Raw genomic sequence first — 13,743 nt, 5'->3', positions numbered from 1 at the left:
TATAATTCTTTTTGAACATTTTCTACTATAACGGGCTTGAGTTGCAGCATTTCGCTTGATTGGACAATTTTTATGTTAATACGCCTGAAACAACTAACTTGGTCTTTGTGTTTGATTGGGGTGGCCACTACAACATTTGCCCAGACTGTTTTAGTGAGAAGCCAGCATCAGATTAAAGAATATCAATTAGACAATGGCTTGCGAGTGATTCTGGCGCCAAATAACAATGAAAATAAAGTGTTTATGAATACCGTTTATTTGACGGGTTCTTTGAACGACCCACAGGGTAAAGGTGGGTTAGCACATTTACTGGAACATCTTGCATTTAAAGGCACACAAGATGTGCAGGGTGAAGAATTTCAGCGCAGACTCGATCAGTACACCTTAGCTACCAATGCCAGTACGGATTACTATTCGACCAAATATACCAACATTATTCGTCCTGACCAAAAAGCGATTGATCAAGTGCTGTATCTTGAAGCGCAGCGCATGGACAAACTGGTTTTACAGCAAAAATTTGTACCTTCAGAAATTGAAACTGTGCGCCGTGAACGTGAGTTGCGTCTCGATCAACCTTTTGCTGTACTCATGGATCAGATGTTTAAAGCAGCTTATGGCAATCGCGATTTGGGGCGCTTGCCGATTGGTGATCTGAATGAACTGAAATCTATTCAGATGAAGGAACTTAATCAATTTTATCGTAAATGGTATGCACCTAATAATGCGGTAATGGTGGTTACAGGTAAGTTTGATCAGGCACAGGTATTGCAGCGTATTGAGCAAAACTTTGGAAAAATTCAGGCACATACTGTACCTGCCATGGCTAAAGTTCCTTTACTGAATGCCAGTAAAATTCAACAGCGCCAATTGAGTGTACAAAAGGGCAGTGATCTGGCTAAAGTCAATATGTACCTAAATGGTCGCGACTTGAAAATCCAGCCTGTGCTTGCTGTTGCACCATACTTGTATACGTTACAGCCAAGCGGACAGTTGTATAAAGCCATGGTAGAAACAGGTATGACCACGACGGTGCAATCGACCACATGGCTTGATCAGGATTTTAATGTGGTATTTATGGGAGCGATTTATGCGCCCACCCAAGATGCTCAACAAATTTCCAAAAACTTGGCACAGGATATTGAAACTCCAGCACATTTTAATGATGCTGATTTGAACCGTGTTAAAAGTGTATTTAAAAATCAGGCTGACAGTATTGCAACTAATGCGGTAGCGCTAGGCAATCGCCTGAGCGACTATGTAGTGTCTTCACATGGACATTGGGAACAATATTTTAATGATGTGCAGGCAGTTCAAAATCTGTCAACACAACAGGTCAATCAGAGCCTGAATACATTTTTCCAACCTCAGCATCGAATTTCTGGTGATATTCAGCCAACGCCTGATTCGCAAAAAAAAGCGATGCAGCTTCAGCCATCACAACCGAAAAAACCGTTGCAGGCAGCCCAAAGTGCTGACTCAGAGCCTGTTAAAAATATCCAGCAATATCAACAAGAAATCCAAGATTATCTGACACGCTCCAAACAGCACTTGCAAGCAACTGAACAGCAGATTCAGCGTGGCAAGTTGAAGAATGGCTTGCGCTATGCCTTATTTTCAGTGCCTACGCATGACAACAAAGTCTATGCCACCATTAGCTTGAACTTTGGTACAGAAAAATCTTTATGGAACAAAGGGCAAATACTGGATTTAACCGCTTATTTGTTGTTGCGCGGTTCAGATCAGCAAACCTTGCAGCAGGTGATGGATCAATCCATTGCTGCCGATGGGCAGGCAACTGCGGTAAGTCAAGACAATGGGATGCTGATTCAGATTCAAGCCAATAAACAGCACTTTGCTGATTATTTTCAATATATTGTTGGCATTATGCAGCGCCCGAGTTTTGAGCAAAGCCAGTTTGATCTGATCAAGTCACAAAGTCTGGCTAGCCTGAACAGACCATATACTGAACCTGAAACTGTGGCGGGCTTAACCATGTCCCGATTAGTGGAACAGTATTCGGCGGGTGATTTGCGTTACCACTTTGAGCCTGAACAAGTTAAACAACAACTTCAGGCCGTAACGCAGCCTCAAGTTCAACAACTGTATCGACAGTTTATGGGATTTAATCATGCCGAATTGGCAATGACTGGGGAGTTTAATGCGAAGCAAATGCATGACTTGATTACTCGCCAGTTTGCGACATGGTCATCGAAACAGAGTTACCAGCGCTTATCATCTAAATACAAAAGCTATCCCGCAACGCAAATCCATGCATTAGCAGAGCAGCGTGAATTTGGGAATTATCAGGGTTTACTGGTGTTGCCTGTCGGCATAGACGATGCCGATGCACCTGCGTTGCAAGTCTTGAGTTATATTTTAGGTGACTCGCAGCTTTCATCTCGTTTAGGGCAAGAGCTTCGTGAGAAAAACCATTTAGTTTATGGTTTTTCGAGTGACTTAAATCTGGATTTACATGATTCAGTAGGTGTTTTGACCATTCAAGCAAATTACACCGCAAATAAAGCGAAACAAACCTCGCAAGCTGTGCATCATGTATTGCAGGACTTGATTCAAAAGGGTATCACGCCACAGGAGCTTGCTGCTGCAAAAGCCAATATTTTAAAACAACGTGTTACCAGTCTTGAAGATAGTCGCATTATTCATCAGATGCTCAATAGTCAGCTTGAACGTGGTAAAACCATGTTGAGTCGTGAACAGCGTGATCAGGCGATTGCACGGCTCAGCAAAGCTGATGTTGATAGCGTCATTAAAAAATATATCCAACTTGATCATTATGTTGAAGTCATGGCAGATCAGTATGGTCAACCACAAACTGAGCTAAAAGTAGCGGCATTGAGCAAATAAAAAGTAGTATATCTCAATAAAAAAAGAGCTTGAATTCAAGCTCTTTTTTGTTTTTCAAACAGACTTAATCAGTGATTGTGTTCATGATCGTGTTTGTGCGTATGAAAATCTTCATTTTTACGGAAACGTAGATAATTCTCAAACTGCTCACAATACTCATCATAATTGTCATCGAGCATCATTTGAAACTGCTGCATCAAGTAAGACATAACTTGATCTTTGGCATCGCGCATTTCATTGCCATCTTTAAAATTGTTGGCAGCAACCCATGTATTAAAGCGAGCAGTCGCAAAAAGCATGGCTGCGCTTACTTGTCCACGTAATTCAGCAGGTTGAGGTTGTTGACCTTTTTCAGGACGGCAAAAATCGTTTGCCAATTTGATAAATTCATCGGTACGCTCGAAAAAGACCGCATTCTGTGCTTCTTCTTCAGTGATATCCGTCGCTTGAATTTTTTGGGTCATGGGAAAGTTCCAACACAAAAATGACAGTCTATTATAGGCAAAGCCTTGCGGAAACTAAACAGTTGGCTTAATCTTTAAATAGCCTAAGCATAATGAGTCAAATGCATGCAAGATTCAATTGCGATACAAAACCTAAAACAAGAGATCCAATTCTTGCGCCAGCAAATTTGGCCACCTGAACAACTTGAACATGTTGAAGGTTTACCGATTTATTATGCATCGCAAACCGAGGCAGAGCATTATTTTAGTCAGTGGCGCGAGTTAATTGAACGGGCACAACAGTTGTGCCAACCGTTTTTACAAGACGAAGTGATTGATGCGATTCATTTGCCAAGCCATTTGAATTTGCCTTTATTTTTCTTTCATGTAGACCGTATTCGCATTAATAAAACTCGTGCCAAAGAGTCCAAAACTTTTCGGGGTGTGTTGAGTGTCGTGGAAAAATGTGGGCAGTTTGAGCCAGAACACATGCTGGCAATGAAAACATGGCTGGAAAGTGATGACACCGCAGCTTTGGTTGCGCACCGTGAGTTTATTGATTTAAGAACTTATGTATTTCAGCATGGGCAGAGTGAATATACCCGAACTCGTTTTTATAACAATGGCATTGTTTTGGGTGGGGAAAAACATTTTAAGGTGGTTGATGCACGGGAAAAACCGCGTAAAGCACGTAGCGATAGCTATAGTGACCCACTTGCTGATAATGGGGTCTGGAAAATCTTTGGTAAATACCGTTGAATATATACTGTGCTGTTGCTTGGCGAAACAGCACAGTATTTTTAGATCATTAAATTAAGTATTTATTTTCTTTAGTAATTTTTTTATAGTAATTTCTAGATGAGCTTGTTGCGAAGGGATTTGATTGGCGAGCCAACCTAAAACAAAATACCGTTGCTCTGCGGATACCAAATACTTGTTTGCATGTTGCTGTGCAACCCATAGATCTAGACTTTCACTCAGTTCAGGCTGTAGCTGTACATAAAGTGCCAAGTGTTTTTTTGTTGTAAATGGTGTGCAAAGTGCCAAAGCATCGCCCCAACACTGAATATGGCTCAAGACCTGACATTTTTCATTGACATTGAGTTGTGCAAAGTTAGCAAAATCTGTTGTGAACTGTTCAATTTGTTGTTTGAACTGCTTTTTTATGCCTCCTTTCACTTTGCTATGTGATTCGGCGCTAGAGTCACTTAAGCTAAATGCCAAGAGTTCCAGTATCAATAATGTACAACCCGTTTGCGTAAATATATGATTGGCATGATGTAACTCTAACTCAACGCTCTCGGCATGTTCACTATGTAGCAAAATTGCAGGATAGAGCGTAGTTGCCAAATACGCTTGGTGAGCGGTCTTTAATAAATGTTGTAACTGTGCAACATGCTCAATCAGCGTGGCTGGGGCAAAACCTTGAAATAATTGCAAGCTGCTGGCGAGTTGGCATAGTGCCAAATAAGCCTGATAATAATGAGCTGATTCAGCAATCTGATCTGCAATTGCAGCAAAGTTAGGTAAAGCATGACGTAATGCAGCGGCAATCAACTGTTTTAAAATAAAATCGGGCTGAGCTTTCTTGTCATATTTTACAGAGGAGGCGGTGGTTGCTGGGCTGACCTGTAATTTTTGAGCCAACAAATTGCCACGTTCAGCTTTACTGCGAACATCAAGCCAAATATGGTACTTCTTAACCCATTGTTGGGTCAGTTGAATTAAGTCAGAAATTTGCCCTTGTTTTAGTTCAAACTCAACTTCATAAATTTCACGTTGTTCGTCAACATTTTGTACAACGCCTCGGTCAAGGCAAATTTCAATTTTGGAGTTGTTGAATTGCACAACACGGTAAGCACGTTGCACAATCGTTTCGAATTTTAAGATTAAGCCATCAAAATCATCACCCAATGCATTTTTGAGTAATTTAAGTGCATATGGTTCTTGTTTATAGGCACTTAAATCTAGCTCAGGTGCTTGCGTGGATTCTCCTAAGTTGATTTCATGTTCATAACGCTGTAATGGATTTTCACCTGCACCTTTGAGGGTCTGAACCCAGAAATTTCCTTCTTTACGAATGCGGATTGCAATCTGATGTGCTGCTAGTTTTGAGTCAGCAGTGTCAAAATAACGCGCATGTAACTCAATATGCTGAGTGGTTTTTGTTTCAAACGCTTTAACGATTGCAGCACGTTTCTGCTCAGGAATTTGTAGTTTTAATTCAATTTCATGCATGAGCTAAGCCCTATGAGTTCTTTTGAAGATAATGTCACTATAGACCGAGATGCTTCAGTTGAACATTTAAAAAATCAGATTTAAGCTAAATTTTTTTTATATATCTCGGCAGTGATTTTCAATGAACTCTGTTCAAATAGTGCGATCAATCTTAATTTTATATATTTTATAGTTACTTACATAGTTTTTTAGGGTTTAAAAGATAAGCATTTAACAGAATCGCGACTGATGAGTATGTTTTTTTAAATCATTGAAAAACATATTTTTTTATTTAATAAAATAGCTTTTAGATTTATTGGTAAATAAATATTGACTTTATCGTATTGCTATTTAAAGTAATTATTCTAATATTAAAAACAAATGATGAAGGCTTGGAAGCCTCGTGATCGCTGTTTAACCATGATGATGGAATCTTAATTTATGAAAAAATTAACTAAAGCACTCATTCCAGCTGCTTTATTTGCAGTTAGCTTTGCAACGCATGCTGAGACTTCAGAGGGCAAGGTCTTGGCTGTTTCTGCAGGCTGGGCACATATTATGCCGCAAGGGACTAAACAAGGTGTGTCTACTCAATTGGCGAGTACAGGTACATATTTGCCGTTTACACCATCTGCTGGTTTTGAATTGAAAGATTCTGATACTGCTGAGTTTAAATTTGATTATTTAGTAGATGACAATGTCAGTTTGGGGTTAATTGTAGGCGTGCCACCAACCTTTGATATTAAAGGTAAAGGACAATTATTGGGCGGCGCGTTAAATCTAGATAAATTTAGTAAAGTGGGCGACGTTAAAGTTTATAGCCCAGTTGTAACAGGTAAATATACTTTTGGTGCTGTAAACAATAAATTGCGCCCATATGTTGGTGCAGGTCTTATGTATGCGCACTTTAGTAACTTTAAATTAGACTCTGCAGTGGTTTCTGATACCGCTTCAAAAGGTATAAGTATCCGTAACGTAAAAATTGATGACGCTGTTGCTCCTGTTGCTTTCGTCGGTGCAGACTACAATATTACGAAAAACTGGTTTGCAACAGCTTCTGTGAGCTACGTTCATCTAAGTACTAATGCCAAACTTGATGTTGCTAGTAATGCAACAGGGGCTACATTGGTTACAGGTCGCAGTAAAATCGAAATTAACCCAATCGTGACTTACCTTGGTGTTGGTTACCGTTTCTAATATCTAATATGATTTAGACAATAAACTGAGAAGTTAACTTCTCGGTTTTTTTATTGGAAGTTTGAGCTTAAGAGATGTGAGCGTTACACTAAACTCAAATTCGCTTGATATTTAGAGTTTATATGCGTGGTTTATATCTCATTACCAATGATGATTCTTTAGAAATATTACTTGAAAAATTAGACGCTGCGCTGGCGACAGAACAGGTGGCAATTTTGCAATATCGCCGTAAAAAAGTCGCTAGAAGCGATCAGCCTGTTGAGGTTGAGCAGATTAAGCAGCTTTGTGAAAAATACCAAACGCCGTTTGTTATTAATGATGATTTGGAACTGGCAGCCCAATTTGGTTTCGGTGTACATTTGGGGCAAACAGACGGTGAAATTACCGATGCTAAAGCTCAACTTGCTGAAGGTGCAATTATTGGTCGGACTTGTGCCAATTCACTTGAACTGGCTGAACTCGCTATTGCTCAAGGAGCAACCTATGTGGCATTTGGTGCGATTTATGCCACATCGACCAAACCTGAAGCGGGCAATATTGGTTTGGAGACTTTAAAGCAAGCATCATTGCAGTTTAAAAATGTACCAATCTGCGCGATTGGAGGGTTAACCGTTGAAAATTCTCAGGTCGTGGTCGATTCGGGGGCAGACTTATGTGCCGTGATTAGTGATATATTAGGGCGGTCAGTCGCTGAGATTCCTGCACGTGTGAATGCATGGGCGAATTTATTTGTTAATCATTCCTAAATCATTCAGTTTATTTGAGTAATGCTATGAGCCTTTCTGCAAAACAACAGCAACTTTTTAAGCAAGCCAGCAAACATATTCCAGGTGGAGTGAACTCACCAGTACGTGCATTTAATGGTGTGGGTGGAACACCTGTTTTTATTGAAAAAGCGCAAGGCGCATATTTGTGGGATGTCGATGGCAAGCGCTATGTCGACTACATTGGTTCATGGGGGCCGATGATTTTAGGACATTCACATCCAAGTATTGTGAAGGCTGTTCAAGAGGCAGCACAAGATGGTTTAAGTTTTGGCGCACCGACTGTACATGAGACCACTTTGGCAGATGTGATCTGCGAAATCATGCCATCGATTGAAATGGTGCGTATGACCAACTCGGGTACAGAAGCCACCATGTCAGCGATCCGTTTGGCGCGTGGCTATACTGGACGTGACAAAATCGTGAAGTTTGAAGGCTGTTATCATGGGCACTCAGATTCACTGTTGGTCAAAGCAGGTTCAGGCATGCTGACTTTGGGTGAGCCAACCTCTAAAGGCGTGCCTGCTGATTTTGCCAAACATACGATTACCTTGCCGTACAATGACATCGAAGCTGTAAAAGCCTGTTTTGCGAAATTTGGCGGTGAAATTGCAGGGGTGATTGTTGAACCTGTGGCAGGCAACATGAATTTGGTTAAACCGATTGCAGGTTTCTTAGAAAGCATTCGTGAAATGTGTGATGAGCACAAATCTGTCTTTATTATTGATGAAGTGATGACCGGTTTCCGTGTAGCGCTAGGCGGCGCACAATCGGTTTATAATGTGAAACCAGATTTAACCACACTAGGTAAAATTATTGGTGCGGGTTTACCTGTAGGCGCATTTGGCGGTAAGCGCGAAATTATGGAATGCATCGCGCCACTCGGTGGTGTGTATCAGGCAGGGACATTGTCTGGTAATCCGCTCGCGATGCGTGCGGGTATTGAAATGTTCAAACATTTACGCCAAGAAAATTTCTATACTGATTTATCTGCAAAACTGGCAAAATTATTGTCTGGTTTTCAGCAAGTTGCTCAGGAAACAGGCATTGCTTTAAAAACCGAGCAAATTGGTGGCATGTTCGGTTTGTATTTTACTGATCAAACTGAAATCACCAGCTTCGATGATATTTTGAAGTGTGATGTAAATGCCTTTAAACAGTTTTTCCACGGTATGTTAGATCGTGGAATTCACTTTGCACCTTCAGCATTTGAAGCTGGTTTTATCTCATCTGCACATAGTGATGAAGATATTGCCTATACCATTGCAGCGGCAAAAGAAGTCTTTGCCGAGATGAAACAGGCATAAATCATGGCTCAGAAAACGGAATCACAAGATTCCGTTTTTATTTGGTGATGCTTTCGGATGAAATAACAGGAATTTATGCTTTTGTTGCAGATTGTCTATTGTATTTCAGGCGTAAGCTTTTTATTATTGCCCGCTTGTTTTCGTGGTCAGCTTGGGATTAAATTTTGAGTAATTTTTTAACCGATCATCTGATTCATCGAGATGAAGATTTTATGGTCATCCATAAACCCGCAGGTTTACTCAGTGTTCCAGGCAAAGGTGAAGCCTTACAAGACAGCATGCTGACGCGCTTGCTTGCGATAGAACCGAAAACCTTATTGATTCACCGTCTTGATCGTGATACTTCAGGCATTTTGGTCTTTGGATTGTCACGCTTCGGGCAAAACCGAATTTCACGGCAGTTTCAAGAACGCCACACCGAAAAAACCTATCAAGCCTTGGTCGCAGGTTCGCTTTCAGGCGAAGGAACCATTGATATTCCTGTGGTGTATGACCCAGATCGACCACCACTTCATATTGTCGATCCACAGCATTCCAAGCCAGCGTTGACACATTGGCAGGCTTTAGAGCAGTTTGAGCTGGAAGGTCAAGTGGTGACGCGTGTCAAATTAACCCCAATTACTGGGCGTTCACATCAACTTCGGGTACATATGCAATACTTGGGACATCCGATTGTCGGAGATACTTTGTATGCAACAGAGCAACAACAGCAATTGACTGATCGCTTATGCTTACACGCCAAGCAGCTCAGTTTTTATCATCCTAAAACAGATGAATTGCTAAACTTTGAATGTGCCGTACCATTTTAAAAAATCATCAGCATAACCTGACGTTTTGTTATGCTTTGTGCGAAAATATTTAGATTGAAGCTAAAAGCCGCATGTGCTTTTAGTGCAAACTTGAAATAAAGGTGAAAAAATTGCAACAGTTTGCTATTGGTCAACGTTGGTTATCCGATACTGAAACGGAACTTGGTTTGGGCGTTGTCATTGATGTAGATGAGCGTTCCCTCAGCATTTTATTTCCAAAAAGTGACGAAACACGAGTATATGCACGTAGCAATGCACCTTTATCTCGAATTATTTTTAATATCAATGACGAAATCTACGATCAGGAAGGCAATCTGTGGTTGGTTGAGTCATTTGAAGAACAATTTGGCGTGATTCGCTACAATGCTATACGTAATTTAGACAGTGGTGAGCAAGAGCGCAAAACCTTAAATGAAACGCGTATTGGCGCGCAGATTCAGTTGTCTAAACCACTTGATCGCTTACTTGCCAGCCAAGTCGATATCAAGGCTTGGTATGACTTGCGTATTGAAGCTTTACAGTTACAAGCCAGTATGAAAACCAGCCGATTACGTGGATTGCTTGGCGCACGTGTAGGACTGATCCCGCATCAATTATACATTGCACATGAAGTGGGTAAGCGCTTTGCACCGCGTGTTTTACTGGCCGATGAAGTCGGTTTAGGTAAAACCATTGAAGCGGGTTTGATCATTCATCAGCAGCTTAAAACAGGGCGTGCTGAGCGTATTTTGATTTTAGTGCCTGATTCATTGCAGTATCAATGGATGATTGAAATGCGTCGTCGTTTCAATCTGAATTTCTCGTTGTTTGATCTGACTCGTACAGCGTCCATTAAAGAGCATGACCCTGAACTCAATCCATTCCTGACTGAGCAATGCATTATTGCCAGTGTCGATTTGATGATTGACCATGATGATTTGCGTGAACAGGCCGTTGAAGCAGGTTTTGATTTATTGGTTGTCGATGAAGCACACCACTTGATGTGGAGTGAAGAAGAAGGCGGCAATGATCGTTATGATCTGGTTGAAGAGCTGGCAGAGAACACCGCAGGCGTATTATTGCTGACAGCAACCCCTGAACAGTTGGGTGTAGAAAGTCATTTCGCTCGGTTACGTTTACTTGATCCACAACGTTTCAGCAGTCTAGATCGTTTCCTAGATGAAGAAGAGCAATATCAGCACACCGCTAAAATTGCTGAAGTACTCATGTCTGATGAAGCCTTGACTGAGCAGCATTTAACTGCGCTTGAAGGCTTACTTGGTCATCGGATCGAAGATCAGCCAGAGCAGCGTTATCAAGCCATTCATGAGTTACTGGATCGTCATGGTACTGGACGTATTTTGTTCCGTAACACCCGTGAAGCGATTCAGGGTTTCCCAGGTCGTGATTGTCAGCCTGCACCATTGCCTGCACCTGCTGATTGGTCAACCGATGGTAAGCTACGTGAACAGATGTGGCCAGAAGAGAATCAGCTCGATGGTTCTTGGATGGAAACCGATCCGCGTGTCGCTTGGCTGATAGAGATTTTACGTAAAGATTTAAAACACAAAAAAGTCTTGCTAATTGCACGTAGTGGGCCAGTGGTTGAAGCGTTAGAAAGTGCATTGCGTTTGCATGCAGGTGTGCGTACAGCGTTGTTCCATGAAGGTATGAGCTTGCTTGAACGTGATCAGGCTGCGGCATATTTTGCTGAAGACAGTTATGGTGCACAGATTTTACTGTGTTCTGAAATTGGTTCAGAGGGACGTAACTTCCAGTTTGCTAGCGACCTAATTTTATTTGATTTACCTGCGAACCCAGATGTACTGGAGCAGCGTATTGGTCGTTTAGACCGTATTGGTCAGCAGAATCGTATCCAGATTCATGTGCCGTATTTGCAAGGTACAGCACAGGAGCGTATGTTCCGCTGGTATAATGAAGCCTTAAATATTTTTGGGAATATTTCACCCACAGCGCAGACTTTACAAGAAAACTTCATTGTCGATCTAAAAGAATGCTTACTGTCTGATTTGGGGCAGAAGTTTGAAGATTTGCTTGAAGAAGTGAATGTACAACGTGAAGCGCTAGAAACCGAATTACAGGCAGGTCGTGACCGTTTGCTTGAGTACAATTCTTGTCGTCCAGTGATTGCACAGGAAATTGTGCAGGCACTCGAAGATTATGATGACAACACGACATTGCCAATGTTTGTAAAACGTTTCATGTCATCGACTAACATTGATTTTGATGAGCAAAGCAATGGTACGGTCATCATTAAACCGACGGACCAAATGCAGGTTCAAGGTTTAACACTTGATGAAGAGGGCATGACCGCGACGTTCTATCGTGATCAGGCACAAATTCGTGAAGATGCGCAGTATTTGACGCTTGAACATCCATTTATTGAAAGTATGATGGAAATGATCAACACGCAATCGTTTGGTAGTACCAACGTCGCATTGTTGAAATCGAATGCCTTGAAACAAGGTTCTGTCTTGCTTGAAGTCTGGTTTAAAGTCGATGTGATTGCACCGAAGGCATTGAACTTGCCTGCAAGTTTGCCACAGCAGCTAGTACGTGTATTGCTGAGTGAGACTGGTCAGGATTTGTCGGCTAAAATTGATCCAATGATTCTGAAGCCATATCTGCATCATTTAGATGGTAACAGTTGCCGTCAAGTTGTTAAGGCACGCCGTGACGTGATTGAAACGCGCTATCGTCAAGCGTTAGATATTGCTAAAACTGTATTGCCTGAATTGCAGCAACAGGCGAAAAGCAACTATGGTCAGCAGTGGCAGTACGAAATTGAGCGCTTAAGCTATTTAAAACAGTTCAACCCAAGTATCCGTCAAGATGAAATCGAACGTTTGCAAAAGTTGCAGCAAGAAGGTTTGAGCTTGCTCGATAGTTTGTCGATTAGTCCAGAAGCTATTCAGGTCTTGGTGGTTGTGAAACCATAAAATGAGAGCTGAAAGTAAAAAGCCCTTTATTCGAGATCGCTCTTCAAAAATTGCATAGTCGAATAAAGTGTTTTTTCTTTCAAAGAAAAAGCTGAGTTCTGTATTTTACAAGACGCAGCTTTTTTTTATTGCGGTACAGGGGGGTAAAACCACCAAAGCTTAAGCTTCGATGGTTTGAACTGTAATTTTTTTCGCAGGATCTACTTTACGACGCACTTCTGGTACAGGCTCGCCGTGGTATTGACGGTCGGCAAAGTAGCTTGAACGTACCATAGGTGCAGACCAGATATTTCTGAAGCCAAGTTTACGACCATGTTCTGCATAACGCTCAAACTCTTCTGGCGTAACAAAGCGGTCAATTGGTGCATGTTCTTTAGATGGCTGCAAATACTGACCAATGGTGACATAGTCAACATCGTGCGCGCGTAGATCATCAAGCAGTGAAATCACTTCTTCTTCAGTTTCACCAATACCGACCATCAAACCACATTTGGTTGGAACATTTGGACAGTATTCTTTAAACATCTTCAGCAAGTTTAAAGAGTGCTGATAATCTGAACCTGGGCGCATCGCTTTGTAGAGGCGAGGTACAGTTTCAATATTGTGGTTAAATACGTCTGGTGGACATTCAGTCATAATGCGTAAAGCAATATCCATACGTCCACGGAAGTCAGGCACCAAAATTTCGAGTAAAGTTTTTGGGCTAAGCTCGCGTGCTTCTTTAATACAGTCTACAAAGTGTTGTGCGCCACCATCTAATAGGTCGTCACGGTCAACAGAGGTAATCACTGCATATTTTAAACCCAAATTGGCAATGGTTTCTGCCATATGGCGTGGTTCATCAGGATCAAGTGCATTTGGACGACCATGTGCAACGTCACAGAACGGGCAACGACGGGTACAAATATCACCCATAATCATAAAGGTTGCTGTACCGCCACCAAAGCATTCAGGCAAGTTCGGGCAGGCTGCCTCTTCACATACGGTATGTAGTTTTTGTGCGCGTAATGTGGTTTTAATCCGTTGAACTTCATCTGGTGCTGTCATCTTGACACGAATCCAGTCTGGTTTTCGTGGCACTTCAACCGTAGGAATCACTTTTACAGGAATTCTAGCGACTTTCTCTGCGCCACGAAGTTTGACACCCTGTTCAGGTTTACGGCTACTGGTCATATTCAACTTTTCCACTGTTTGACGATGAA

10 protein-coding genes are annotated in these 13,743 nt (G+C 41.6%); 7 read left to right on the top strand and 3 right to left on the bottom strand.

Going from position 1 to position 13,743, the window contains the following annotated elements; all coding sequences use genetic code 11:
• Positions 1–72: 72 nt before the first annotated feature.
• Complete coding sequence (locus tag E0H77_RS04475; protein WP_131375347.1) at positions 73–2,865, top strand: M16 family metallopeptidase; 2,793 nt, start codon at positions 73–75, stop codon at positions 2,863–2,865.
• Positions 2,866–2,933: 68 nt separating this feature from the next.
• Here E0H77_RS04475 and E0H77_RS04470 read toward each other — a convergent pair whose 3' ends face one another.
• The gene (locus tag E0H77_RS04470) at positions 2,934–3,329 is read right to left on the bottom strand and encodes a DUF3144 domain-containing protein (RefSeq protein WP_131314387.1); all 396 of its coding nucleotides are present in this window, start codon (positions 3,327–3,329) and stop codon (positions 2,934–2,936) included.
• Positions 3,330–3,434: 105 nt separating this feature from the next.
• Between E0H77_RS04470 and E0H77_RS04465 the strand changes: the two genes are divergently transcribed.
• On the top strand, positions 3,435–4,067 hold the full coding sequence (locus E0H77_RS04465; RefSeq protein WP_131375346.1) for a hypothetical protein: 633 nt from the start codon (positions 3,435–3,437) through the stop codon (positions 4,065–4,067).
• Between the two features lie 54 nt (positions 4,068–4,121).
• Here E0H77_RS04465 and E0H77_RS04460 read toward each other — a convergent pair whose 3' ends face one another.
• On the bottom strand, positions 4,122–5,546 hold the full coding sequence (locus E0H77_RS04460) for a CYTH domain-containing protein (protein ID WP_131375344.1): 1,425 nt from the start codon (positions 5,544–5,546) through the stop codon (positions 4,122–4,124).
• A 420-nt stretch (positions 5,547–5,966) separates the two neighbouring features.
• Here E0H77_RS04460 and E0H77_RS04455 point away from each other — a divergent pair, with 420 nt between their 5' ends.
• The 5 genes from E0H77_RS04455 (at position 5,967) to rapA (ending at position 12,541) form a co-directional block, all read left to right on the top strand.
• A complete protein-coding gene (locus E0H77_RS04455) occupies positions 5,967–6,722 on the top strand; it encodes an OmpW/AlkL family protein (RefSeq protein WP_131375342.1) in 756 nt (251 codons plus the stop codon).
• 122 nt (positions 6,723–6,844) lie between these two features.
• Positions 6,845–7,468: a thiamine phosphate synthase gene (gene thiE, locus E0H77_RS04450; protein WP_131375340.1), complete on the top strand. Its 624-nt coding sequence runs from the start codon at positions 6,845–6,847 to the stop codon at positions 7,466–7,468.
• Positions 7,469–7,494: 26 nt separating this feature from the next.
• Positions 7,495–8,793: a glutamate-1-semialdehyde 2,1-aminomutase gene (gene hemL, locus E0H77_RS04445; RefSeq protein ID WP_131375339.1), complete on the top strand. Its 1,299-nt coding sequence runs from the start codon at positions 7,495–7,497 to the stop codon at positions 8,791–8,793.
• Positions 8,794–8,957: 164 nt separating this feature from the next.
• Complete coding sequence (locus E0H77_RS04440; protein WP_131375338.1) at positions 8,958–9,602, top strand: RluA family pseudouridine synthase; 645 nt, start codon at positions 8,958–8,960, stop codon at positions 9,600–9,602.
• Between the two features lie 101 nt (positions 9,603–9,703).
• Positions 9,704–12,541 carry an RNA polymerase-associated protein RapA gene (gene rapA / locus E0H77_RS04435; RefSeq protein ID WP_131375337.1) on the top strand — a complete coding sequence of 946 codons (2,838 nt, stop codon included), beginning with the start codon at positions 9,704–9,706 and terminating at the stop codon, positions 12,539–12,541.
• Between the two features lie 159 nt (positions 12,542–12,700).
• Here rapA and lipA read toward each other — a convergent pair whose 3' ends face one another.
• A complete protein-coding gene (gene lipA, locus E0H77_RS04430; protein WP_131375336.1) occupies positions 12,701–13,714 on the bottom strand; it encodes a lipoyl synthase in 1,014 nt (337 codons plus the stop codon).
• Positions 13,715–13,743: the final 29 nt, after the last annotated feature.

It is taken from the genome of Acinetobacter brisouioides (assembly GCF_004331075.1).
GTDB lineage: Bacteria > Pseudomonadota > Gammaproteobacteria > Pseudomonadales > Moraxellaceae > Acinetobacter.
This window is presented reverse-complemented; position numbering and strand designations above follow the sequence as displayed.

Excerpts from the sequence above, each read along its gene's own strand:
- E0H77_RS04475 (WP_131375347.1), top strand. The coding sequence starts at position 73 with ATGTTAATACGCCTGAAACAACTAACTTGGTCTTTGTGTTTGATTGGG.
- E0H77_RS04470 (WP_131314387.1), bottom strand. The coding sequence starts at position 3,329 with ATGACCCAAAAAATTCAAGCGACGGATATCACTGAAGAAGAAGCACAG.
- E0H77_RS04465 (WP_131375346.1), top strand. The coding sequence starts at position 3,435 with ATGCAAGATTCAATTGCGATACAAAACCTAAAACAAGAGATCCAATTC.
- E0H77_RS04460 (WP_131375344.1), bottom strand. The coding sequence starts at position 5,546 with ATGCATGAAATTGAATTAAAACTACAAATTCCTGAGCAGAAACGTGCT.
- E0H77_RS04455 (WP_131375342.1), top strand. The coding sequence starts at position 5,967 with ATGAAAAAATTAACTAAAGCACTCATTCCAGCTGCTTTATTTGCAGTT.
- thiE (WP_131375340.1), top strand. The coding sequence starts at position 6,845 with ATGCGTGGTTTATATCTCATTACCAATGATGATTCTTTAGAAATATTA.
- hemL (WP_131375339.1), top strand. The coding sequence starts at position 7,495 with ATGAGCCTTTCTGCAAAACAACAGCAACTTTTTAAGCAAGCCAGCAAA.
- lipA (WP_131375336.1), bottom strand. The coding sequence starts at position 13,714 with ATGACCAGTAGCCGTAAACCTGAACAGGGTGTCAAACTTCGTGGCGCA.